36 protein-coding genes are annotated in these 22,188 nt (G+C 65.0%); 3 read left to right on the top strand and 33 right to left on the bottom strand.

Going from position 1 to position 22,188, the window contains the following annotated elements:
• Window positions 1-52 precede the first annotated feature (52 nt).
• Entirely contained in the window at window positions 53-1,702 is a 1,650-nt protein-coding gene (gene eccE, locus ACLIVD_RS12780; protein WP_491932554.1) for a type VII secretion protein EccE, read from the top strand.
• Between the two features lie 52 nt (window positions 1,703-1,754).
• On the opposite strand, the gene ACLIVD_RS12775 is transcribed toward eccE, so the two are convergent.
• Complete coding sequence (locus ACLIVD_RS12775; RefSeq protein WP_283332981.1) at window positions 1,755-2,342, bottom strand: CGNR zinc finger domain-containing protein; 588 nt, start codon at window positions 2,340-2,342, stop codon at window positions 1,755-1,757.
• Between the two features lie 102 nt (window positions 2,343-2,444).
• Between ACLIVD_RS12775 and ACLIVD_RS12770 the strand changes: the two genes are divergently transcribed.
• A complete protein-coding gene (locus ACLIVD_RS12770) occupies window positions 2,445-3,617 on the top strand; it encodes an epoxide hydrolase family protein (RefSeq protein WP_491932553.1) in 1,173 nt (390 codons plus the stop codon).
• Window positions 3,618-3,833: 216 nt separating this feature from the next.
• Here the strand turns inward: ACLIVD_RS12770 and ACLIVD_RS12765 are convergent, their stop codons facing one another.
• The 9 genes from ACLIVD_RS12765 to infA form a co-directional block, all read right to left on the bottom strand.
• Entirely contained in the window at window positions 3,834-4,400 is a 567-nt protein-coding gene (locus ACLIVD_RS12765; protein WP_280782641.1) for an NADPH-dependent FMN reductase, read from the bottom strand.
• A gap of 82 nt (window positions 4,401-4,482) precedes the next feature.
• A complete protein-coding gene (gene truA / locus ACLIVD_RS12760) occupies window positions 4,483-5,295 on the bottom strand; it encodes a tRNA pseudouridine(38-40) synthase TruA (protein ID WP_280782640.1) in 813 nt (270 codons plus the stop codon).
• An 86-nt stretch (window positions 5,296-5,381) separates the two neighbouring features.
• Window positions 5,382-5,951 (bottom strand): 50S ribosomal protein L17, encoded by a 570-nt coding sequence (gene rplQ, locus ACLIVD_RS12755; RefSeq protein ID WP_005239685.1) that lies wholly within the window; start codon window positions 5,949-5,951, stop codon window positions 5,382-5,384.
• Window positions 5,952-5,978: 27 nt separating this feature from the next.
• Window positions 5,979-7,040, bottom strand: coding sequence for a DNA-directed RNA polymerase subunit alpha (locus ACLIVD_RS12750; RefSeq protein ID WP_005239684.1), 1,062 nt, complete (start codon window positions 7,038-7,040; stop codon window positions 5,979-5,981).
• A 116-nt stretch (window positions 7,041-7,156) separates the two neighbouring features.
• Window positions 7,157-7,762, bottom strand: coding sequence for a 30S ribosomal protein S4 (gene rpsD, locus ACLIVD_RS12745; protein ID WP_005239683.1), 606 nt, complete (start codon window positions 7,760-7,762; stop codon window positions 7,157-7,159).
• Window positions 7,763-7,784: 22 nt separating this feature from the next.
• Entirely contained in the window at window positions 7,785-8,198 is a 414-nt protein-coding gene (gene rpsK, locus ACLIVD_RS12740; RefSeq protein ID WP_005239680.1) for a 30S ribosomal protein S11, read from the bottom strand.
• Window positions 8,198-8,572 carry a 30S ribosomal protein S13 gene (gene rpsM / locus ACLIVD_RS12735; RefSeq protein ID WP_005239677.1) on the bottom strand — a complete coding sequence of 125 codons (375 nt, stop codon included), beginning with the start codon at window positions 8,570-8,572 and terminating at the stop codon, window positions 8,198-8,200. The genes rpsK and rpsM overlap by 1 nt, the downstream gene beginning before the upstream one ends.
• Before the next feature lie 221 nt (window positions 8,573-8,793).
• Window positions 8,794-8,907: a 50S ribosomal protein L36 gene (gene rpmJ, locus ACLIVD_RS12730; protein WP_003938068.1), complete on the bottom strand. Its 114-nt coding sequence runs from the start codon at window positions 8,905-8,907 to the stop codon at window positions 8,794-8,796.
• An 86-nt stretch (window positions 8,908-8,993) separates the two neighbouring features.
• A complete protein-coding gene (gene infA, locus ACLIVD_RS12725; protein WP_003418601.1) occupies window positions 8,994-9,215 on the bottom strand; it encodes a translation initiation factor IF-1 in 222 nt (73 codons plus the stop codon).
• A gap of 264 nt (window positions 9,216-9,479) precedes the next feature.
• Here infA and dtd point away from each other — a divergent pair, with 264 nt between their 5' ends.
• On the top strand, window positions 9,480-9,917 hold the full coding sequence (gene dtd / locus ACLIVD_RS12720; RefSeq protein WP_280782639.1) for a D-aminoacyl-tRNA deacylase: 438 nt from the start codon (window positions 9,480-9,482) through the stop codon (window positions 9,915-9,917).
• A 21-nt stretch (window positions 9,918-9,938) separates the two neighbouring features.
• Here the strand turns inward: dtd and map are convergent, their stop codons facing one another.
• From map to rplC, 23 genes are all read right to left on the bottom strand, one after another.
• On the bottom strand, window positions 9,939-10,736 hold the full coding sequence (gene map / locus ACLIVD_RS12715; protein WP_280782638.1) for a type I methionyl aminopeptidase: 798 nt from the start codon (window positions 10,734-10,736) through the stop codon (window positions 9,939-9,941).
• Window positions 10,736-11,281 carry an adenylate kinase gene (locus tag ACLIVD_RS12710; protein WP_009479373.1) on the bottom strand — a complete coding sequence of 182 codons (546 nt, stop codon included), beginning with the start codon at window positions 11,279-11,281 and terminating at the stop codon, window positions 10,736-10,738. The genes map and ACLIVD_RS12710 overlap by 1 nt, the downstream gene beginning before the upstream one ends.
• Complete coding sequence (gene secY / locus ACLIVD_RS12705) at window positions 11,278-12,591, bottom strand: preprotein translocase subunit SecY (protein ID WP_005239668.1); 1,314 nt, start codon at window positions 12,589-12,591, stop codon at window positions 11,278-11,280. Before secY ends, ACLIVD_RS12710 begins: the two co-directional genes overlap by 4 nt.
• A gap of 190 nt (window positions 12,592-12,781) precedes the next feature.
• Window positions 12,782-13,225 (bottom strand): 50S ribosomal protein L15, encoded by a 444-nt coding sequence (gene rplO / locus ACLIVD_RS12700; RefSeq protein WP_280782637.1) that lies wholly within the window; start codon window positions 13,223-13,225, stop codon window positions 12,782-12,784.
• Window positions 13,226-13,227: 2 nt separating this feature from the next.
• Entirely contained in the window at window positions 13,228-13,407 is a 180-nt protein-coding gene (rpmD, locus tag ACLIVD_RS12695) for a 50S ribosomal protein L30 (RefSeq protein WP_005239665.1), read from the bottom strand.
• The gene (gene rpsE / locus ACLIVD_RS12690) at window positions 13,407-14,063 is read right to left on the bottom strand and encodes a 30S ribosomal protein S5 (protein ID WP_073359810.1); all 657 of its coding nucleotides are present in this window, start codon (window positions 14,061-14,063) and stop codon (window positions 13,407-13,409) included. Before rpsE ends, rpmD begins: the two co-directional genes overlap by 1 nt.
• A 31-nt stretch (window positions 14,064-14,094) precedes the next feature.
• Window positions 14,095-14,502, bottom strand: a complete 408-nt coding sequence (gene rplR, locus ACLIVD_RS12685; RefSeq protein ID WP_072945701.1) for a 50S ribosomal protein L18 — start codon at window positions 14,500-14,502, stop codon at window positions 14,095-14,097.
• 1 nt (window position 14,503) lies between these two features.
• Entirely contained in the window at window positions 14,504-15,043 is a 540-nt protein-coding gene (gene rplF / locus ACLIVD_RS12680) for a 50S ribosomal protein L6 (RefSeq protein ID WP_009479371.1), read from the bottom strand.
• Window positions 15,044-15,057: 14 nt separating this feature from the next.
• Complete coding sequence (rpsH, locus tag ACLIVD_RS12675; protein ID WP_005239657.1) at window positions 15,058-15,456, bottom strand: 30S ribosomal protein S8; 399 nt, start codon at window positions 15,454-15,456, stop codon at window positions 15,058-15,060.
• A gap of 148 nt (window positions 15,457-15,604) precedes the next feature.
• A complete protein-coding gene (locus ACLIVD_RS12670) occupies window positions 15,605-15,790 on the bottom strand; it encodes a type Z 30S ribosomal protein S14 (protein WP_005239644.1) in 186 nt (61 codons plus the stop codon).
• Between the two features lie 4 nt (window positions 15,791-15,794).
• On the bottom strand, window positions 15,795-16,361 hold the full coding sequence (rplE, locus tag ACLIVD_RS12665) for a 50S ribosomal protein L5 (RefSeq protein ID WP_005239642.1): 567 nt from the start codon (window positions 16,359-16,361) through the stop codon (window positions 15,795-15,797).
• A 1-nt stretch (window position 16,362) separates the two neighbouring features.
• Window positions 16,363-16,680: a 50S ribosomal protein L24 gene (rplX, locus tag ACLIVD_RS12660; protein WP_005239640.1), complete on the bottom strand. Its 318-nt coding sequence runs from the start codon at window positions 16,678-16,680 to the stop codon at window positions 16,363-16,365.
• A complete protein-coding gene (gene rplN, locus ACLIVD_RS12655; protein WP_005239639.1) occupies window positions 16,680-17,048 on the bottom strand; it encodes a 50S ribosomal protein L14 in 369 nt (122 codons plus the stop codon). Before rplN ends, rplX begins: the two co-directional genes overlap by 1 nt.
• A gap of 170 nt (window positions 17,049-17,218) precedes the next feature.
• Complete coding sequence (gene rpsQ / locus ACLIVD_RS12650; protein ID WP_005239638.1) at window positions 17,219-17,500, bottom strand: 30S ribosomal protein S17; 282 nt, start codon at window positions 17,498-17,500, stop codon at window positions 17,219-17,221.
• Entirely contained in the window at window positions 17,497-17,733 is a 237-nt protein-coding gene (gene rpmC / locus ACLIVD_RS12645; RefSeq protein ID WP_005239637.1) for a 50S ribosomal protein L29, read from the bottom strand. The genes rpsQ and rpmC overlap by 4 nt, the downstream gene beginning before the upstream one ends.
• On the bottom strand, window positions 17,733-18,149 hold the full coding sequence (rplP, locus tag ACLIVD_RS12640; protein WP_005239636.1) for a 50S ribosomal protein L16: 417 nt from the start codon (window positions 18,147-18,149) through the stop codon (window positions 17,733-17,735). The genes rpmC and rplP overlap by 1 nt, the downstream gene beginning before the upstream one ends.
• A 3-nt stretch (window positions 18,150-18,152) precedes the next feature.
• Window positions 18,153-18,959 carry a 30S ribosomal protein S3 gene (rpsC, locus tag ACLIVD_RS12635; protein WP_005239635.1) on the bottom strand — a complete coding sequence of 269 codons (807 nt, stop codon included), beginning with the start codon at window positions 18,957-18,959 and terminating at the stop codon, window positions 18,153-18,155.
• Window positions 18,959-19,363: a 50S ribosomal protein L22 gene (rplV, locus tag ACLIVD_RS12630; RefSeq protein WP_005239634.1), complete on the bottom strand. Its 405-nt coding sequence runs from the start codon at window positions 19,361-19,363 to the stop codon at window positions 18,959-18,961. The genes rpsC and rplV overlap by 1 nt, the downstream gene beginning before the upstream one ends.
• Complete coding sequence (gene rpsS / locus ACLIVD_RS12625; protein WP_003940820.1) at window positions 19,360-19,641, bottom strand: 30S ribosomal protein S19; 282 nt, start codon at window positions 19,639-19,641, stop codon at window positions 19,360-19,362. Before rpsS ends, rplV begins: the two co-directional genes overlap by 4 nt.
• Before the next feature lie 13 nt (window positions 19,642-19,654).
• A complete protein-coding gene (rplB, locus tag ACLIVD_RS12620) occupies window positions 19,655-20,491 on the bottom strand; it encodes a 50S ribosomal protein L2 (protein WP_280782635.1) in 837 nt (278 codons plus the stop codon).
• 40 nt (window positions 20,492-20,531) lie between these two features.
• Window positions 20,532-20,837: a 50S ribosomal protein L23 gene (gene rplW / locus ACLIVD_RS12615; RefSeq protein WP_005239632.1), complete on the bottom strand. Its 306-nt coding sequence runs from the start codon at window positions 20,835-20,837 to the stop codon at window positions 20,532-20,534.
• Window positions 20,834-21,523 carry a 50S ribosomal protein L4 gene (gene rplD / locus ACLIVD_RS12610; protein ID WP_105412648.1) on the bottom strand — a complete coding sequence of 230 codons (690 nt, stop codon included), beginning with the start codon at window positions 21,521-21,523 and terminating at the stop codon, window positions 20,834-20,836. The genes rplW and rplD overlap by 4 nt, the downstream gene beginning before the upstream one ends.
• Window positions 21,520-22,176: a 50S ribosomal protein L3 gene (gene rplC / locus ACLIVD_RS12605; protein WP_009479366.1), complete on the bottom strand. Its 657-nt coding sequence runs from the start codon at window positions 22,174-22,176 to the stop codon at window positions 21,520-21,522. Before rplC ends, rplD begins: the two co-directional genes overlap by 4 nt.
• Window positions 22,177-22,188 lie beyond the last annotated feature (12 nt).

Genomic DNA, 22,188 nt, shown 5'->3' with positions numbered 1-22,188 from the left:
TCACGGCGGACGGGTACGGGTCTGCTGGGTTCAGGTATTCGGGGGAGGAACCATGGACCGTTCGCACGTCACACGCCGGCCGTCGTCTCTTCGGTTCTCGGCGACCGAGATGATCGTGGCGCAACTTCTGGGGGTGGCCGGCGGGGTCGCGGCCTCGCTGTGCGGGCTGGTGTGGTGGGGCGCCGTCGTCGTCGCGGTCGTCCTCGTTCTTGCTGCGCTCGTCCGCGTGGGCGGCTGGTCGAGCGTGGATTGGGCCCGGACGTGCTGGCGATATTGCACCAAACCCGGTCGGACGCAGTCTCGCACCGTCAGCTTCCAGGCACCGACAGGCCAATCCGTCGGGCTCCGCTGGGACGGCGGCGGCGTGGTCGCCGTCGTCGAGGTCCTTCCTCCTGCGGGGAGCCTCACGCAGATCACCCGGGACGGATTCCAGACGACGCACGAACTTCCCACCGACGCGCTCGCCGCGTGTCTCGTGCAGCACGACATCTCGCTGAGCGGGATCGACATCGTCAGCCACGGTTATCGTGCCGCGGCCGGCTCCCCCGCCACCGATGTGTACGACAGGCTGGTCGGTCCGCTCCCGGCGACCGCGACCCGGATGGTCTGGGTCGCCCTGCGATTCGACGCCACCCAGAGTGTTGCCGCCGTGGCGCGGCGCGGCGGCGGCGAGGAAGGCGCGTCGCGCGCGATCACGATCGCGGCAAGCCGCGTCGTGCGTGCACTGGCCGATTTCGGCTGCCGCGCGCGCATTCTCACCGCACCGGAGATCGAATCCGCAGCGCTGCAGATCAGTCGGGGCGTCGATCCGAAGACCTTCACGGAGATGTGGAAGCATGCACCGCTGCCCGGAGTGTGCAACACCGGCTACGGTGTCGATCCGCGCTACCTGACACGAGACCTGCTCGCGAAGCTCTGGGTTCCGTCGAGCCTCGGCACGACCGTGACGATCCGGCTGCGCCCCAGCGGACACGACGGTCAGGTGAAGGTCGGCGCGGCCTGCCGGGTCACCACCCGGACGATGCCCGAGTCGCTCACGATTCCCGGGCTCGTCTCGATGCGGGGCAGGCACCGGGACGGACTGCTGTCCAATCTCCCCGTCGCGATGCCGGATCTCGACGACGTGATGCCGTTGACCGACATGTCCGTCGAGGACCTGCGTGCGCTGCAGTTGCCGCCTGCGGGGTGCGGCCAGCTCATCGGCTCCGACGACCACGGGCACGGAATCACCGCCCGCATCGCAGGTCCCGGCGTCGGCATGGTCTACGTGGCGGGCGAGTTGTATCTCGCCCAGCAACTGGTGTTCCGCGCCGTCGCGACCGGCGCCCGGGTGCTCATCCACACCGATCGGCCCGACGCGTGGTCGTCGTTGATCGACTCCATCGCCACAGCCGACCGGTTGCGGATCGCCGGCCACAATCCGCAGTCCGACAACAGGTTCAACACGGTCGTGTTCGACGGCGTCAACGCGCTGCCGCCCCGCGCCGGGGTCACCGCGATCTATCTCTACGGAGAACCGAGCCAGTGGCCCGGTGCCGAACCGGACTTGTCGATAGTCCAGCCGAATGCTCTGGGCGATCGCATTCTTCTGTCGACCGGAGGGACGAGCATCGAACTGATGCTGGTCACGATCTCGTCCGAGACGGCGTTCATCGGCCGGCCTCGCGCGGTGGACGAGTACGTGCCGGTCCACCAGCACTAGGCCCCGGAATCCGATTCCCTCCCTCCAGGCCCGCCCTCCCGGGCAATCCAGATCAGATGCCACCCGTCCGTGCGGCAGTCCCGTCCTTGCGCTGGTTGGCGTGGAAGCGCGCCTTCTTCTGACGATTCCCGCACGTGTTCATGTCACACCATTTGCGGGTGCGACTTTGACTGGTATCGAAGAAGGCGGCTTGGCACGTTGGCGATGCGCACAGGGCCAATTTTCCGTCTCGTTCGCCTGCGATGATGCTGATCGCGTCGGCGGCGATCACGCTGAGGGCATCTTCCACGCAGGAAGCCGAGCTGAGTCGCCATCGCCGCTTACCCTCCGGCGTCAGGATAGCCGCGGCCCGACCCTGAGCGCTGCAGTCATTGATGACTTGGACAGCAGACGCAGGGAGAGAGTCCTGGATCGCGGCCGCTGTCGCGGCGGCGTGAATTGATTCCCTCAGTTCCCGAGCGAGTTCGAGCTGGGCGGTGGTGCAGGACTCCACGGCGAGGCCGTTCACTGCCAGCCAGTCGACGAGTCGCTGCGGCGTGGGAATGCGCTCCAGTGCGTTGCCGCGCCGCTCCGTCAGAGTCGCCGTAAAGCTGGTCGCTAGCACGTTTCCGAGGCGAAAGTCAGGAAACTCGGCTCGCATGGAACCACCTTAGCAGGTTGCACCCTGTGATCGGACATGCTAGAACCGTCTTAGACGGTTCGCGAAAGGTTGTATCCGGTTCCACGATTGCCAGGAGGTCTCATGCCCCGTCCAACCAGCGACGTGCAAGCATTTGAAGCCCACGCAACAGACGCTGAACTCGACGATCTGCGCACGCGATTAGCCGCGGCGCGGCTACCGGAGGCCGAGACGGTCCATCACGCCGCGCCCGACCCTCGCCGATGGGAACAGGGCGTTCCGCTCGCCGACCTCGTCGATGTCGTGAACTACTGGCGCACCGGGTACAACTGGCGGTCGTTCGAAGAGCGCCTCAACCGTATCGGCCAGTTCCGCACGACCATTGATGATCTGGGAATCCACTTCCTGCACCGCCGATCCGCGCGCGCAGATGCCACTCCTCTGATCGTGACGCACGGCTGGCCAGGCAGCATTGCCGAGTTCGTCGATGTCGTAGACGAGCTGGCAGATCCGCAAGATGCAGACGCGCCGGCGTTCCACGTCGTGGTTCCATCGCTGCCGGGCTTTGGATACAGCGACAAGCCGGCCACCACCGGGTGGGGAACCGAAAAGATCGCAGCCGCATGGGTGGAACTGATGGGAAGGCTCGGCTACAGCAAGTTCGCAGCCCACGGCGGCGACTGGGGAGGCAATATCACCACGGTTCTCGGCGGCAGGTTCCCGGCGCACGTTCTCGGCATCCACACAACGTTCGCGGAGGCACCGCCCGGGTTGACAACGGACGGGCTGACGGCGGCCGAGCGCAAATGGACCGAGGAAACCCGCGATTTCTGGCGCCACCACGCGGCGTACGCGAAGCAGCAGGCGACCCGACCGCAGACCATCGGCTACTCGCTCGTCGACTCACCGGTCGGGCTTCTTGCCTGGATCCTGGACAAGTTCGCCGAGTGGACAGATACCGAAGACAGCCCGTTCGAGACGATTTCCAGAGACCGCGTTCTCGGCAACGTCACCCTGTATTGGCTGACGCGGACCGGCGCATCGTCGGCCCGCATCTATTACGAAAGCCACAACTCGCTGGACCCCGAACTTCGGGTCGACGTCCCGTCAGCAATCAGTATGTATCCCCGCGACATCGAGAAGTGTCCGCGTCCCTGGGCACAGGAGCGGTACCGACAAATCGTCCGATGGAGGTCGCCCGAAATCGGGGGACATTTCCCGTCGCTGGAGGTTCCCGAGTATTTCGTCAAGGACCTGCAAGAAGGCCTGGCGGCAGTGCTGGCCGCTCATCGGTGAACGCGGCGCTGGGTGCCGGAACTCGGAATTGGTCCGGGGATCTGAGCTACGCGCCGAATGCTCTGCGCGGCGAGGAGTCTCGGTTGAAGACCTTTGCGGTAGCGTTCCTGGGTTTCTTCCCAATCGTTGTGTGCCCGGGTTGATCGCATTCACCTGTGAATGTGACCGCTGTCCGCGCGGAATTCGTTTGCCGGGCAACGACTCTTCCTGGGCCTACTAGCCGGGGTACGGGGTGGTTCCGCGCTGTACGCGGACCGCGGCGGCCCACCATGCCAGCTGCGCCAGCATGCGGTCCGCCGAGTCGATGGCGGCGCCGTCGGTCGTCTGCCCCTGGTCGTCGAATCGCTTGCGCACCTGGTGGAAACTCACGCTCTGCCGCACCGACACCATGTGCAATTCGGCCACCACCTGGCGCAGCTGTTCGGTTGCCCGGAGCCCGCCGGCCAACCCGCCGTACGACACGAAACCGATGGGCTTCGAGCGCCATTCGTGTTTGACGCTGTCGAACGCGGTCTTCAGCGCTGCAGGGTAACCGTGGTTGTACTCGGAGGTGACGGCCACGAACCCGTCGGCTCTGCCCACTCGCTCCCGGAATTCGTCCGTCGCGGGGGATGCGCCGAGATCCTGCGGCAACGGCGTGTCGGCGAGATCGATGATGCCCACGTCCAGCCCCGGGTAGGCGCGAGCACGTTCGGCGAACCAGCCGGCGACGACGGGAGCGATCCGGCCCACTCTGACGGATCCGATGATGATCTCGATCCGGACGGGTGCGACTGCGGTCATGAACAGGCTCCTTCTCTTCCGGAGCCATCGTAGGTGCTGGCGCCTCGGCTACCGCGGTGGTGATCGACTCCGCAGGTTCCGGTCAGTCGCCGCAGCAGCCGCCCGGCACGGTCCTGACGTCCCGGGTGATCTTGTTGCGTGCCGCCAGATCCGCGTCGTCCGGGTAGTCGACGCGCACCAGGGTCAGTCCGTGCGCCGGGGCCACCAGGATCGAACTCGACCGCGACTTCTCCTGGAGGAGTCCTTCGATCCAGCCGAGGTCGCGGCGCCCCTCCCCCACGGCGAGAACCGCACCGACGAGACTGCGCACCATCGACCAGCAGAAGGCGTCGGCGCTGACGAAGGCCGTGAACACGTCGCCGTCGCGCTCCCAGTCGAAACGTTGGAGATCGCGGACGGTCGTGGCGCCTTCCCGGCGTTTGCAGAACGCCGCGAAGTCGTGCAGACCCAGCAGTGTCGCGGACGCCGAGCGCATGAGTTCGAGGTCGAGAACCTTCGGATACGACACGGTGTCCCGGGCTCGGAGCGGATCGGCGCCGTAGGCCGCCGACGTCAGCCGGTATTCGTAGTGCCTGCGCATCGCGGAGAACCGCGCATCGAAGTGTTCGGGCGCGAAGGCGATCCGCTTGATCCGCACGTCCTTCGGCAGGAACCGCGCGAGCCTGCGGACCAGCCGGGATGGGTCGTCAGGGAGGGCGTCGACCGGAACATCGACGTGCGCCACCTGTCCGGTGGCGTGGACCCCGGCGTCGGTGCGCCCCGCCACCGTGAGTTGCAACGGTGTACGCAGGACGGCGCCGAGCTTCTCCTCGATCTCCCCGCACACCGTGCGCAGCCCGTTCTGGCGGGCCCACCCGGAGAAATCGGTTCCGTCGTACGCGATGTCCAGGCGCAAGCGACGGGTCCCATACGAAACGGGCCCGCCGTCCCTCGGGGGGACGACGGGCCCGTTCGATTCAGCGTGTGCCGAAACCAAGTGGACTAGTCCTTCTTGGCCTCTTCGGCCTCGGGGGCGTCGGCCGCGGTGGCGGTCTCGTCCTCGATGGCCTCGACAACGGCGTCAGCGTTCTCGACCTCGGCGTCGGTTGCCTCGGCCTCGACGGCCTCGACGACGTTCTCCTCGGCGGGAGCAGCAGCCGGCGCATCCTTCGATGCCTTCACGCGACGAGCGCGGTCGGCCTCGGAGGTGACGGTCTTCTCCTTGACGAGCTCGATGATCGCCATCGGCGCGTTGTCGCCCTTGCGGGGGACCGTCTTGATGATGCGGGTGTAGCCGCCGTCACGATCGGCGTAGAACGGGCCGATCTCCGCGAACAGGGTGTGCACGACATCCTTGTTGCGGATGACCTTCAGAACCTCGCGACGGTGAGCCAGGGTTCCGGCCTTGGCGTGCGTGACGAGCTTCTCGGCGTACGGGCGCAGGGCCTTGGCCTTGGACTCCGTGGTGGTGATGCGGCCGTGCTCGAAGAGCGCGGTAGCCAGATTGGCGAAGATCGCCTTCTGGTGCGAAGCCGACCCGCCGAAGCGGGCACCCTTCTTGGGCTTGGGCATGATGATCTCCTAGTAAAGGACCGTGAGCTACAGCTGTTCGGTCTCGGCGTAGTCCTCGGTGCCCTCGGCATCACCGAAGGAACCGGCGTCCGTGTCGCTCCACGTCCCGGTGGCGGCGTCGTAGCCGGCAACGGTGGTGGGATCGAAGGACGCGGGGCTGTCCTTGAGGGCCAGGCCGAGCGAATGCAGCTTGACCTTCACCTCGTCGATGGACTTCTGTCCGAAGTTGCGGATGTCGAGCAGATCGGACTCGGTACGGCCGACAAGCTCACCGACGGTGTGAACACCTTCGCGCTTGAGGCAGTTGTAGGAACGGACCGTCAGGTCCAGGTCCTCGATGGGCAGTCCGAACGAAGCAATGTGATCGGCCTCGGCGGGCGAGGGGCCGATCTCGATGCCTTCTGCTTCGACGTTCAGCTCACGGGCCAGGCCGAAGAGCTCAACCAGGGTCTTGCCCGCCGAAGCGAGCGCGTCCCGAGCGGTGATGGAGTTCTTGGTTTCCACATCGAGCACGAGCCGATCGAAGTCGGTGCGCTGCTCGACGCGGGTGGCCTCCACCTTGTAGGTGACCTTGAGCACCGGCGAGTAGATCGAGTCGACCGGGATACGGCCGATCTCGGCGCCGGACGCCTTGTTCTGGACGGCGGGGACGTAGCCGCGACCGCGCTCGACGACGAGCTCGATCTCCAGCTTTCCCTTGTCGTTCAGGGTGGCGATGTGCAGATCCGGGTTGTTCACGGTGACGCCGGCCGGGGGCACGATGTCGCCTGCGGTCACAGCGCCGGGGCCCTGCTTGCGGACGTACATGGTGACCGGCTCGTCCTCTTCGGAGCTCACGACGAGGCCCTTGAGGTTCAGGATGATGTCGGTGACATCTTCCTTCACACCGGGAACTGTGGTGAACTCGTGCAGAACGCCGTCGATGCGGATGCTGGTGACAGCAGCGCCGGGAATCGACGAGAGCAGCGTGCGGCGGAGCGAGTTGCCGAGGGTGTACCCGAAGCCTGGCTCGAGGGGCTCGATGACGAACTTCGAGCGGTTGTCAGCGATGACCTCTTCGGTCAGCGTGGGTCGCTGAGAAATGAGCATTGGATTTCCTCCTGTACGGGCGTCCGCTATTTGACGCCCACGATGGGAAAGGCACTTCGTGCCCGTGCGCCTTTCCGGTAGTCGGAACTACCGGAAAGGCGCACGAGCCGTCAGGCCTACTTCGAGTAGTACTCGACGATGAGCTGTTCCTGCAGAGGAACGTCGATCTGCGCACGCTCGGGAAGCTGGTGAACCAGAACCCGGAGACGTCCACCGACAACCTGCAGCCAACCCGGGATCGGGCGATCGCCCTGGGTCTCGCGCGCAACCTGGAAGGGAAGCGTGGACAGCGACTTGTCCTTGACATCGATGATGTCGTACTGGGAGACGCGGTAGCTGGGGATGTCGACCTTCTTGTTGTTCACAAGGAGGTGGCCGTGGGTGACCAGCTGACGGGCCTGGCGGCGGGTGCGAGCCAGTCCGGCGCGGTACACGACGTTGTCGAGACGCGACTCCAGGATGCGGAGCAGGTTCTCACCGGTCTTACCGGGGCGGTTGTTCGCCTCCTTGTAGTACAGGCGGAACTGCTTCTCCATGACGCCGTAGGTGAAGCGAGCCTTCTGCTTCTCCTGCAGCTGGAGCAGGTACTCGCTCTCCTTGATCCGCGCGCGGCCGTGCTGGCCCGGCGGGTAGGGACGACGCTCGAACGCCTGGTCGCCTCCAACGAGGTCGACGCGCAGACGACGCGACTTGCGGGTGATGGGTCCGGTATAACGTGCCATTTTCTTCTACCTATCCTTCCCGCTAGACCCGACGCCGCTTGGGCGGACGGCAGCCGTTGTGCGGCTGGGGGGTGACATCGGAGATGGTGCCGACCTCGAGGCCAGCGGCCTGAAGCGAGCGGATCGCGGTCTCACGGCCGGAGCCGGGGCCCTTGACGAAGACGTCGACCTTCTTGACACCGTGCTCCTGCGCCTTGCGGGCTGCGTTCTCGGCGGCCAGCTGAGCGGCGAACGGGGTCGACTTACGCGAACCCTTGAAGCCGACGTGTCCCGAGGACGCCCAGGAAATCACGTTTCCGGCGGGGTCCGTGATGGACACGATGGTGTTGTTGAACGTGCTCTTGATGTGAGCGGCGCCGTGCGGGACGTTCTTCTTGTCCCTGCGACGCGCCTTCTGGGTCTTCTTCGGACCGGTGCTACGTGACTTGGGGGGCATTACTTCGCCTTCTTCTTGCCTGCAATGGTGCGCTTCGGACCCTTACGGGTGCGGGCGTTGGTCTTGGTGCGCTGACCACGCACGGGCAGACCACGACGGTGGCGCAGGCCCTGGTAGCAGCCGATCTCGATCTTGCGTCGGATGTCGGCCTGGACCTCGCGGCGAAGGTCACCCTCGACCTTCAGCGACTCCTCGATGTACTCGCGGAGCTTGGCCAGATCCTCGTCCGAGAGATCCTTGCTCCGAAGATCCGGGCTGACGCCGGTGGCGTCCAGGATCTCCTTGGAGCGGGTACGGCCGATGCCGTAGATGTAAGTAAGTGCGATCTCCATCCGCTTTTCACGGGGAAGATCGACACCTGCGAGACGTGCCATGTCGGCATTTCCTATCGGTGTGCGGAGGTCTGCTCCCAGTCCATCCCCTGTGCCTCTTCAAACGTCGGCGGTCTCGCGACCGACAATGCTTCAACTAACTCAGTGGGGCCCCGGCCTCCGTGCCGGGGGTGAACCAGTACCTGCTCGAAAGCCGTGAGTACTGGCTGGTGCTGGGAGGTCATCTTTGCTTGTTGCCAAGCAGATCCTCGAAAAGCGGAGATCTAGCCCTGACGCTGCTTGTGGCGCAGGTTCTCGCAGATCACCATGACCCGGCCGTTACGACGGATCACCTTGCACTTTTCGCAGATCTTCTTGACGCTCGGCTGAACCTTCACGTCTTCTGATCTCCTGTTTTGTGGCAGCCCACTACGCAGAGCCGCAGCGGACGTACTTCTCCCCGACCTGGTCGGGCGGGGAAGCTTTACTTGTACCGGTAAACGATGCGTCCGCGCGACAAGTCGTAGGGCGAGAGCTCTACGACAACGCGATCTTCCGGGAGGATGCGAATGTAGTGCTGACGCATCTTTCCGCTGATGTGGGCGAGAACCTTGTGGCCGTTCTCGAGCTCAATGCGGAACATCGCATTGGGCAGCGGCTCGACTACTCGTCCCTCGACCTCGATGGCCCCGTCTTTCTTAGCCATATCCTCCGCGATCCATGTGGTTTGGCGTGCTTATTGCATCTGTTTCCGTTACCGTGGCGCCCAATGGGATCTTCACCGGCCGAAACATGAACAATCCGGATCGAATCCGGCACTGGGCACGCAGACAACCGGCACGCATAGCGCACCGTTGATCCATGTTACGGGAAATTGCTCACCAGGCCAAATGCGGTCCTTGACGGACCCGCAAGCCCGGCGAGAATTCGACTTCCGATACCCACGGCCACGATGCGAAGGATGGTGTGCGTGCGCGCCCTGGTACAGCGAGTGACGTCCGCGTCGGTCCGCGTCGACGGCGAGGAGGTCGGCCGAATCACTCCCCCGGCCGGCGGCCACGGGCTGCTCGTCCTGGTCGGCGTCACCCATACCGACGACGAGGCGAAGGCGGCCCTGCTCGCGAAGAAGGTGTGGACCATGCGCATCCTGGAGGACGAACGGTCCGCGTCCGACCTCGACGCCCCGGTGCTCGTCGCCAGTCAGTTCACGCTCATGGCGGACACCCGCCGGGGCCGGCGCCCGTCCTGGTCCGCCGCGGCGCCGAGGCCGGTGGCGGAACCACTGGTTGACGAGTTCACCGGCGCCCTGCGCGCGCTGGGCGCGACCGTCGAGACCGGCGTATTCGGCGAACACATGGAGATCAGCCTCGTCAACGACGGTCCGGTGACGCTGCTCATCGACGTGTAGGCCCGCACCCGCGGGCGGCCGCTACTCCGGACGCAGGGTCAGGATGCGCGGCCCGTCCTCGGTGACCGCGACCGTGTGCTCCCAGTGTGCGGCACGGGTGCCGTCGGAGGTCACGACGGTCCAATCATCCTCGAGGACAACGGTATCGGTGGTGCCGAGGGTCAACATCGGTTCGATCGCCAGAACGGAACCGACCACCAGTTGCGGCCCCTTGCCCGGAGCGCCCTCGTTGGCGAGGAACGGCTCCATGTGCATTTCCCGGCCGATGCCGTGACCGCCGTAGCCGTCGACGATGCCGTACTTACGGTCGTGCGCCACCTCGGCGGCGCGGGTGCCGAGTTCGATGGCGTGGGAGATATCGGTGAGGCGGTTGCCGGGAAGCATCGCCGCGATCCCCGCCTCCATGGACAGCCGAGTGGCGTCGCTGAGCTGCTGGTCCGCTTCGATGATGTCTCCGACACCGAAGGTCCACGCAGAGTCGCCGTGCCAGCCGTCGAGAATGGCGCCGCAGTCGATGGAGACGAGGTCTCCCTCGGCGAGAATGTCTTCCGCCGAGGGAATCCCGTGCACCACACGATCGTTGACGGACGAACAGATCGATCCGCTGAACCCGTGGTAGCCCTTGAACGAGGGCACGGCGCCTGCGCCGCGGATGACCGATTCGGCCACCTCGTCGAGTTCGAGCGTGCTCACACCCGGCTTCGCCGCTTCGCGGACCGCCACCAGAGCCGCACCGACGATGGCACCGGCGGCCGCCATTGCGTCGAGCTCGCCTGCGGTCCGGAACGGAACGACCTTGCGCTTACGCCCGAAGCCCATTACTTACCCAACGCTGCCAGTGCGCGCGCGTTGACCTCGTCGACCTCGCCCAGGGCGTCGACGGTCACCAGCTGGTCCTTGTAGTAGTCCAGCAGCGGCGCGGTCTCCTCGCGGTACACCCGGAGCCGGTTGCGGATGACGTCTTCCTTGTCGTCGGCGCGGCCACGGGCGAGCATCCGCTCGACCACGACGTCCTCGTCGACGATGAAGGACAGCACTGCGTCGAGCTTGGTGTTCAGCTCGGCGAGGATCGCCTCGAGTGCCTGAGCCTGGTCGACGGTCCGGGGGAAGCCGTCCAGGAGGAATCCGTTGGCCGCGTCCGGCTCGCCGACACGGGCCTTCACCATGTTGTTGGTGATCTCGCTGGGAACCAGGTCCCCGGCGTCCAGGTACTTCTTCGCCTCGAGGCCGAGGGGGGTGGCCTGGCCGATGTTCGCGCGGAACAGGTCGCCCGTGGAGATGTGCGGGACGCCGAGCTTCTCGGACAGAATCGCGGCCTGGGTGCCCTTGCCTGCACCGGGAGGACCAAGGAGGACAAGTCTCACTTGAGGAACCCTTCGTAGTTACGTTGCATCAATTGACTTTCGATCTGCTTGACCGTGTCCAGGGCGACGCTGACGAGAATCAGCACGGCCGCACCACCGAAGATGCTGCTGGAGGTCTGGCTTCCGGACAGGAAGAAGTGGGGCAGCACCGCGATCAGGCCGAGGTAGATCGAGCCGGGAACGGTGATGCGGTTGAGCACGTAATTCAGGTAGTCCGCGGTGGGGCGACCGGGGCGGATACCGGGAATGAAACCGCCGAACTTCTTCATCTCGTCCGCGCGCTCTTCCGGATTGAACGTGATCGCGACGTAGAAGAACACGAAGAACACGATCAGCGCGAAATAGATGACGATGTACACCGGGTTGTTCGGATTCACCAGGTACTCGTTGATGATCCGCTGCCACCAGCTGGGATCGGCGGACGACGTGGCGCCGGTGAGCTGCGCGATGAGGTTCGGCAGATACAGCAGCGACGACGCGAAGATGACCGGGATGATGCCGGCCTGGTTGACCTTGAGCGGCAGGTACGTGGACGAGCCGCCGTACATCTTGCGGCCGACCATGCGCTTGGCGTACTGGACCGGGATCCGCCGCTGGCCCTGCTCGACGAACACGACGCCGGCGATGATGGCGAGGGCCGCGACGCAGATGATCGCGAAGATCAGTCCCCCACGGCTGTCCAGGATGGCCTTGCCCTCGGACGGCAGGCGGGACGCGATACCCGAGAAGATCAGCAGGGACATGCCGTTACCGACACCGCGCTCGGTGATGACCTCACCGAACCACATGACGAGAGCAGCGCCCGCGGTCATGACCAGCACGATGATCACGAGGCCGAAGATGCTCTTGTCGGCGATGATCTCTTCCTGGCATCCCTGCAGCAGCTGGCCGCGCGACGCGAGCGCCACGATGCCGGTGGCCTGCAGGATCGCCAGGGCGATCGACAGATAACGCGTGTACTGCGTCATCTTCGCCTGGCCGGACTGGCCTTCCTTCCGGAGTTCCTCGAACTTCGGGATGACGACCGTCAACAGCTGGACGATGATGCTGGCCGTGATGTACGGCATGATGCCGATCGCGAAAATGGACAGCTGGAGTAGCGCGCCGCCGGAGAACAGGTTGATCAGCGAGTAGATACCCGCGGAGTCACCGCCCGACAGCTGATCGACACAGGCTCGGACGTTCCCGTAGTCGACGCCCGGCGACGGAATCACGGCACCGATGCGATAGAGCGCAACGAGACCGAGCGCGATGAGGATCTTCCGCCTCAGGTCTGGGGTCCTGAGGGCCGAGACGAAGGCGGAAAGCAAAGATCCTCCTGGCACGACGGTGGGGAGACGAGTCGAAAGCAGACTTGTCCGTGAATGAACTCTAGAACTCTAACAGTGGCAACTGAACGCACAGTTGGGAGACCTGCGGCAGTGCTGCCCGTACAGCCGCAAATGGCCGCAGTACAGCGCGAGGCTGTACTGCGGCCATCTACTGGCTAGCGGTGATAGCTCACAGCTCGGTGGCGGTACCACCGGCAGCAGCGATCTTCTCCTTGGCGGAGCCGGTGAACTTGTCGACCGTCACCTGGACGGCGACAGTCAGGTCGCCGTCGCCGAGAACCTTGACGAGCTGGTTCTTGCGAACGGCACCCTTGGCAACGAGGTCCTCGACCGTGACCTGTCCACCTTCGGGGAACAGACGGGCGATGTCGCCGACGTTGACGACCTGGTACTCGGTGCGGAACGGGTTGGTGAAGCCCTTGAGCTTGGGCAGACGCATGTGCAGCGGCATCTGTCCACCCTCGAAGGCTGCGGGCACGTTCTTGCGGGCCTTGGTGCCCTTCGTGCCGCGACCGGCGGTCTTGCCGCGCTTGCCGCCTTCACCACGACCAACACGAATCTTGTTGGACTTGGCTCCGGGTGCGGGGCGCAGGTGATGCAGTTTGATGGTCATGGTTAGACCTCCTCAACTGTGACGAGGTGGCGCACCACGTTGATCAGACCGCGGTTCTGCGCGTTGTCCTCACGAACAACGGTCTGACGGATGCCCTTCAGGCCCAGCGTGCGCAGAGAGTTCTTCTGGTTCTGCTTGGTACCGATGGTGCTCTTGATCTGAGTGACCTTGAGTTCGGCCATTACTTCACGCTCCCAGCCTGTGCGCGTGCACGCAGCATGCCGGCGGGAGCCACGTCTTCGAGGGGGAGACCGCGGCGAGCCGCAACTTCCTCGGGACGCTGCAGGCCCTTGAGCGCAGCAACGGTCGCATGCACGACATTGATGGCGTTGTCGCTACCGAGCGACTTCGACAGGATGTCGTGGATACCGGCGCACTCCAGCACGGCACGCACCGCGCCGCCGGCAATGACACCGGTACCCGCGCTGGCCGGACGCAGCATGACGACGCCCGCTGCGGCCTCACCCTGAATCGGGTGCGTGATGGTGCCACCGATCATCGGAACGCGGAAGAAGCTCTTGCGAGCCTCCTCGACACCCTTCTGAATGGCCGCAGGAACTTCCTTGGCTTTGCCGTAGCCGACGCCGACCAGTCCATTACCGTCGCCGACGATCACCAGAGCGGTGAAGCTGAAGCGACGACCACCCTTGACGACCTTCGACACGCGGTTGATCGTGACGACGCGCTCGATGTGGTTCGACTTCTCGGCCGACTGTCCGCCGCGACGATCGTCGCGACCGCCACCACGACGGTCGCCGCCGCCGCGGTTGTCCCCCGTGTTGGGGCCATTCTGTCCGGCGGGTCCGCTTCCGCCGTCACGCCTCTGACGTCCCGGCATCAGGCTGTCCTTCCGTTCGAAATGATGGTCATCAGAACTTCAACCCGCCTTCGCGAGCTGCGTCCGCCAGGGCCGCGATGCGACCGTGGTAGCCGTGTCCGCCGTGGTCGAAGACCACGGTCTCGACGCCGGCAGCCTTCGCGCGCTCGGCGATCAGCTGACCGACCTTTGCGCTGAGGGCCTTCTTGTCGCCGTCCGCGGCCCGCACGTCGGCCTCGGTGGTCGACGCCGCGGCCAGGGTGTGGCCTGCGAGGTCGTCCACGAGCTGGACGTGGATGTGGCGCGAGGACCGGTTGACGACCAGGCGGGGACGCTCGGGCGTGCCGGAGACCTTCTTGCGGAGACGGAAGTGACGACGCACCTTCGACAGGCGACGCTTCGTGGACGCATCCTTGCCGAGCGGAACCCGCTTGGCTTTCTGGTTTGCAGTCTGGCTCATATCACTTACCCGTCTTTCCGACCTTGCGGCGGATCTGCTCACCCTCGTAACGCACGCCCTTGCCCTTGTACGGGTCCGGACGACGGAGACGACGGATGTTGGCCGAGATCTGCCCGACCTTCTGCTTGTCGATGCCCGACACCGAGAACTTGGTGGGCGACTCGACCGCGAAGGTGATGCCTTCCGGAGCCTCGATCGGGACCGGGTGGCTGTAGCCGAGTGCGAACTCGAGGTCCTTGCCCTTGAGAGCGACGCGGTAACCGACGCCGTGAATCTCCATCTTGGTGGTGTAACCGTCGGTGACACCGGTGATGAGGTTCTGTACCAGGGTACGAGACAGACCGTGCAGCGCGCGGCTGCGACGCTCGTCGTCCGGACGGGTCACGCTGAGCGTGCCGTCGTCGTTCTTCGCAATGGCAATGGGCTCGGAGATCGTCAGGGCGAGTGAGCCCTTGGGACCCTTGACCGTGACGTCCTGGCCGTCGATCGAGACGTCGACGCCGCCGGGGACGGTGACGGGAATCTTTCCAATACGCGACATTGTGGTGGCCTCCCTTACCAGACGTAGGCGAGGACTTCCCCGCCCACTCCTTGATTGGCCGCCTGGCGATCGGTGAGCAGGCCGGTGGACGTGGAAATGATCGCCACGCCGAGGCCGCCCAGAACCTTGGGCAGGTTGGTGGACTTCGCGTACACACGCAGACCGGGCTTGGAGACGCGGCGCACGCCGGCGAGGCTGCGCTCACGGCTCGGGCCGTACTTCAGGTCGACGATGAGGGTCTTGCCCACCTCGGCGTCTTCGGTGCGGTAGTCGGCGATGTAACCCTCGCGCTTGAGGATCTCGGCGATGTTCGCCTTGATCTTCGAGTGAGGCAACTTCACCTCATCGTGGTACGCCGTGTTGGCGTTGCGCAGACGCGTCAAGAAGTCTGCGATGGGGTCGGTCATGGTCATGAGGTTGACCTCTACCTTTCTCACAACGGTTCCCTCTGCCGTTTCCGGCGCAGGCCTATCGCGAAGTAGGTCTTACGTTTCCCGGTCCGAGGTTACGAACCGGAAGTCTGTGGGGTGACGCCGCCGCCGAGGCGACGGCGTCACCGGCTCACCAGGAGCTCTTGTGGACGCCGGGCAGCTCGCCGGCGTGCGCCATCTCACGGACGCAGATTCGGCACAGGCCGAACTTGCGGAACACCGAGTGCGGACGGCCGCAGCGCTGGCAGCGGGTGTAGGCGCGCACCGCGAACTTGGGCTTCTTGTTGGCCTTGTTGACCAATGCCTTCTTAGCCATTAGCTCAGTTCTCCTTGAACGGGAAGCCGAGGTGCTTCAGCAGGGCACGGCCTTCTTCGTTGTTGGTCGCGGTGGTCACCACGGTGATGTCCATGCCGCGCGGGCGGTCGATCTTGTCCACGTCGATCTCGTGGAACATCGACTGCTCGTTCAGGCCGAAGGTGTAGTTGCCGTTGCCGTCGAACTGGTTGCCCGACAGGCCGCGGAAGTCCCTGATGCGGGGAAGCGCGACGGACACGAGACGGTCCAGGAACTCCCACATGCGGTCGCCACGCAGCGTGACGCGGGCACCGATCGGCATTCCCTCGCGGAGCTTGAACTGCGCGATGGACTTGCGTGCCTTGCGGATCTCGGGCTTCTGACCGGTGATCAGAGCGAGATCGTTGACGGCACCGTTGATCAGCTTGGCGTCGCGCGCGGCGTCACCGACACCCATGTTGACGACGACCTTGACGACGCCGGGGATCTGCATCACGTTGGCGTAGTCGAACTCGGTGTTCAGCGCAGCCTTGATCTCCTCGCGGTAGCGAGTCTTCAGGCGCGGCTGGATCTTGTTCTCAGTGGAGGTCATGTCAGATGTCCTTCCCGTTCTTCCGGGAAATCCGAACGCGCTTGCCGGACTCTTCGTCGGTCCGGTAGCCCACGCGAGTGGGGTTGCCGTCCGAGTCGACGACCGCGACGTTGGAAACGTGGATCGGGGCTTCCTGCGTGACGATGCCGCCGGAGGAGGCTCCGCGCTCGTTCGCGGAAACCGCGGTGTGCTTCTTGATGCGGTTCACGCCTTCGACGAGGACCTTGTTGGTCGCGGGGTAGGCCTGGATGACCTTGCCCTTCGCGCCCTTGTCCTTGCCGGCGATGACCAGCACGGTGTCACCCTTGTGCACCTTCATCACAGCACCTCCGGGGCGAGCGAGACGATCTTCATGAACTTCTTCTCACGCAGCTCACGGCCGACGGGGCCGAAGATGCGGGTGCCACGGGGATCGTTGTCCGGCTTGATGAGGACGGCGGCGTTCTCGTCGAACTTGATGTACGACCCGTCCGGACGGCGACGTTCCTTGGTGGTACGGACGATGACGGCCTTGACGACCTCGCCCTTCTTGATGTTTCCACCCGGGATGGCGTCCTTGACGGTGGCGACGATGATGTCACCGATCCCGGCGTAGCGGCGAGACGAACCACCGAGAACGCGGATGCAGAGAATCTCCTTGGCACCCGTGTTGTCGGCGACGCGCAGCCGCGACTCCTGCTGAATCACTTACTTCTCCTTGACCTGGACTGTTGCACGGCAGATTTCCGACCCGACGTGCGCGGTCTGTACCCGTGCCCTGCGAGAGGGGCCGCCCGGGTGGGCGGCACAACGGTGGGGTTGCCGTGCGTCTGCCGCAAGGCAACCCCACCATCGTACTGGATACATTATTCGGTTTCTTACTTGGCCTTCTCGAGGACCTCGACGAGACGCCAGTGCTTGGTCGCGGACAGCGGACGGGTCTCCATCAGCTGCACGCGGTCACCGATGCCTGCGACGCCGTTCTCGTCGTGCGCCTTCACCTTGCTGGTGCGCCGGATGATCTTGCCGTAGAGCGGGTGCTTGACCCGGTCTTCGAGCTCGACCACGATCGTCTTCTCCATCTTGTCGGAGACGACGTATCCGGTGCGGACCTTGCGGCTGCCGCGCTCTTCAGTGCTCACTGCTTTTTCCTCACTCATGCCGCGTCACCTGCGTCCGGACCAACGGCCAGCCCGAGCTCACGCTCACGCAGAACGGTGTAGATACGCGCGATCTCGTGACGAACGGTACGAAGTCGACGGTTGTTGTCCATCTGACCCGTGGCCATCTGGAAACGAAGGTTGAACAGCTCTTCCTTCGACTCACGAAGCCGGGTGACCAGCTCTTCTTCGGTGAGCTCGCGGAGCTCTGCGGCTGGGGTTCCAGTAGCCATCAGAACTGCTCCTCCCTTGTCACGATCCGGCACTTGCACGGGAGCTTGTGCATCGCGCGGCGCAGGGCCTCACGAGCGATCTCCTCATTGGGGTAGCTCATCTCGAACATCACGCGACCGGGCTTGACGTTCGCGATCCACCACTCGGGCGAACCCTTACCGGAACCCATGCGGGTTTCGGCCGGCTTCTTGGTGAGGGGGCGATCCGGGAAGATGTTGATCCAGATCTTGCCGCCACGCTTGATGTGCCGGGTCATGGCGATACGAGCGGACTCGATCTGCCGGTTGGTGATGTAGGCCGGCTCGAGAGCCTGGATGCCGTAGTCACCGAAGGTCACCTGGGTTCCACCCTTGGCGGCACCCGAACGGCTCGGATGGTGCTGCTTGCGGTGCTTGACCCGCCGTGGGATCAACATGCGTCAGCCCTCCTTCTGTTCAGTCGTAGCGGGTGCATCGGCAGTGGCGGTCGCTGCGCGGCCGGCCTCGGTGCTGGTCGCGGTGGTGCCGGTGGCACCGGAACGACGGGGACGGCTCGGACGCTCACGGCGCGGGCGGTCGCCTGCGGGAGCAGCCACGTTGGCGGCCAGCTCACGCTTGCCACCGACGATGTCGCCCTTGTAGATCCAGACCTTCACGCCGATGCGGCCGAAGGTGGTCTTGGCCTCGTAGAGGCCGTAGTCGATGTCCGCACGAAGCGTGTGCAGCGGCACACGGCCTTCGCGGTAGAACTCCGACCGGGACATCTCGGCGCCGCCGAGACGACCGGAGCACTGAACGCGGATGCCCTTGACGTTGGGCTGACGCATGGCCGACTGGATGGCCTTGCGCATGGCGCGACGGAAGGCGACACGGTTCGAGAGCTGCTCGGCCACACCCTGTGCGACGAGCTGAGCCTCGGCCTCGGCGTTCTTGACCTCGAGGATGTTCAGCTGGACCTGCTTGCCGGTCAGCTTCTCGAGCTCGGAACGGATGCGATCGGCTTCGGCGCCGCGGCGGCCGATGACGATGCCCGGGCGAGCGGTGTGGATGTCCACACGCACACGGTCACGGGTGCGCTCGATCTCGACCTTCGCGATGCCCGCGCGCTCCATGCCGGTGGCGAGGAGCTTACGGATCGCGACGTCTTCCTTGACGTACTCCGCGTACTGCTTGTCTGCGTACCAGCGAGACTTCCAGTCGGTGGTGATGCCGAGGCGGAAGCCGTGCGGGTTGATTTTCTGGCCCACTACTGAGCACTTCCCTTCCGGCGATTACGGGTCGATGTTCCGGTCTTCGGCAGGCTCTCCACGATCACGGTGATGTGACTGGTGCGCTTGCGGATACGGAACGCACGTCCCTGTGCACGCGGCTGGAACCGCTTGAGGGTCGCGCCCTCGTCCACGAACGCCGTGGCGACGACAAGCGTGCTCGGGTCGAGGTCGAGGTTGTTCTCGGCGTTGGCTGCTGCAGACGCGATCACCTTGGCGACCGGCTCGCTCGCTGCCTGCGGCGCGAACTTCAGGATGTTCAGGGCGTCTTCAACCGAACGCCCGCGGACCAGGTCCACAACACGACGCGCCTTCATCGGCGTGACGCGCACGTGGCGCGCTACTGCCTTGGCGGTCGGGTTGGCGGTTTCGGTGTTGCTCATCGCCTCTTCGCCTTCCGATCATCCTTGATGTGACCCTTGAACGTGCGGGTCGGTGCAAACTCTCCGAGCTTGTGTCCGACCATCGAGTCGGAAACGAACACGGGGACGTGCTTGCGGCCGTCGTGAACCGCAAACGTGTGGCCGATGAAGTCCGGGATGATCGTGGAACGACGGGACCAGGTCTTGATGACCTGCTTGGTTCCCTTTTCGTTCTGCACGTCCACCTTCGCGAGGAGGTGGTCATCGACGAACGGGCCCTTCTTGAGGCTGCGTGGCATCCTTCACTCCCTCCTAGCGCTTGTTCTTGCCGGTACGGCGACGACGGACAATGAGCTTGTCGCTCGCCTTGTTCTTGCGGGTGCGGCCCTCGGGCTTGCCCCACGGGCTGACCGGGTGGCGACCACCGGAGGTCTTACCCTCACCACCACCGTGCGGGTGGTCGACCGGGTTCATCACGACACCACGGACGGTGGGGCGCTTGCCCTTCCAGCGCATACGGCCGGCCTTGCCCCAGTTGATGTTCGACTGTTCGGCGTTGCCGACCTCACCGATCGAGGCGCGGCAGCGAACGTCGACACGACGGATTTCGCCGGACGGCATACGCAGCGTGGCGTAGGTGCCTTCCTTACCGAGCAGCTGGATGCTGGATCCGGCCGAGCGGGCCATCTTGGCGCCGCCACCCGGGCGGAGTTCCACCGCGTGGATGGTGGTACCCGTCGGGATGTTGCGCAGGGGCAGGTTGTTGCCGGGCTTGATGTCGGCGCCTGCGCCGGACTCGACCGGAGCACCCTGGATCAGGCCCTTGGGGGCGATGATGTAGCGCTTCTCGCCGTCCGCGTAGTGCAGAAGGGCGATACGCGCGGTGCGGTTGGGGTCGTACTCGATGTGAGCGACCTTGGCCGGCACGCCGTCCTTGTCGTTGCGACGGAAATCGATCAGCCGGTAGGCGCGCTTGTGTCCGCCACCCTTGTGCCGGGTGGTGATACGACCGTGTGCGTTACGTCCACCGCGTCCGTGGAGCGGGCGAACCAGCGACTTCTCGGGGGTCGACCGAGTGATCTCGGCGAAGTCCGAGACGCTCGAGCCACGACGGCCCGGGGTAGTCGGCTTGTACTTACGGATTGCCATGAGTCTTCTCGTCCTCTATGTCTCGTCAAGTCCCGGGCGCTTACGCGACCGGTCCTCCGAAGATCTCGATGGGCTTGCTGTCGGCCGAGAGGGTCACGAGCGCGCGCTTGGTGTCCTTGCGCTTGCCGTAACCGAACCGGGTCCGCTTGCGCTTGCCCTGACGGTTGGCGGTGTTGACGCTGGTCACGGTGACGCCGAAGATCTTCTCGACGGCAATCTTGATCTGCGTCTTGTTCGAGTCCGGGTGCACCAGGAAGGTGTAGGTGCCTTCCTCGATCAGTCCGTAGGACTTCTCGGAGATGACCGGGGCGAGCAGGATGTCGCGGGGATCGGCGATGGTGCTCACTTGCCCTCCTCCTTGTTCTCTTCCTGGGCGGTCTCGGCGGGCCCGTGGATGAACGAGTTCAGCGCCTCGACGCTGAACACGACGTCATCGCTGTTGAGCACGTCGTAGGTGTTGAGCTGGTCGGGTGCAATGGGGTGCACGCCGTCCAGGTTCTGCACGCTCTTCCAGGCCGCGATGTCCTCGCGTCCGACGACGAGCAGGACCTTCTTGCGGTCCGAGATCTCGCCGAGGAAGGTGCGGGCGGACTTCGTGGACGGAGTCTGACCGGCAACCAGTTCGGTGATCACGTGGATGCGCTCGTTGCGGGCCCGGTCGGAGAGGGCTCCGCGCAGGGCGGCGGCCTTCATCTTCTTGGGGGTCCGCTGGCTGTAGTCGCGCGGCTGCGGGCCGTGGACGGTGCCACCGCCGGCGAACTGCGGTGCACGGGTCGAGCCCTGACGAGCGCGGCCGGTCCCCTTCTGGCGGTACGGCTTCTTGCCACCGCCGCGAACCTCGCCGCGGGTCTTGGTGGCGTGGGTGCCCTGACGTGCAGCAGCGAGCTGCGCGACGACAACCTGGTGGAGAAGCGCGATGTTGGCAGGCGCGTCGAAGATCTCCGCGGGGAGCTCGACGGTGCCGTTGGTCTTGCCGCCGGCGACCTTGACGTCCAGCGTCAGCTTGGTCGTCGATGTCTCGGTGCTGGTCATGCTCGTGCACCACCCTTCACTGCACTCTTGACGATCACGAGGCCACCCTTGCGGCCGGGGATCGCACCCTTGATCAGCAGCAGGCCGTTCTCGGCATCCACCTTGTGGACGGAGAGGTTCTGCGTCGTGATGCGGTCGCTACCCATGCGGCCGGACATGCGCATGCCCTTGAACACGCGGCCCGGAGTGGCGCAACCACCGATGGAACCGGGGCGACGGTGAACGGCCTGCGCACCGTGCGATGCACCCTGACCGGCGAAGCCGTGGCGCTTCATGGTTCCGGCGAAGCCCTTACCCTTGCTGGTTCCGGTGACGTCGACGTAGGCGCCGTCCTCGAAGACCTCGGCGGTAAGTTCCTGGCCGACCTCGTACTCCGACGTGTCGGCAACGCGGAGCTCCACAACGTGGCGGCGCGGGGTGACGCCGGCCTTGGCGAACTGGCCGGAAGTCGGCTTGTTCACCTTGCGCGGGTCGATGGCGCCGAACGCGAGCTGCACGGCGCTGTAGCCGTCACGCTCTTCGGTACGAATCTGGGTCACGACGTTCGGTCCGGCCTTCACGACGGTGACCGGAACGACCCGGTTGTTCTCGTCGAAGACCTGGGTCATGCCGAGCTTGGTGCCCAGGATTCCCTTGATCTTGGTATCAGTCATTGTTTTTGTCTC

The organism is Rhodococcus sp. G6(2025), from assembly GCF_058628105.1.
Note: the sequence above shows the minus strand (reverse complement) of the source record. Positions and strands in the feature narration are given on the sequence as shown.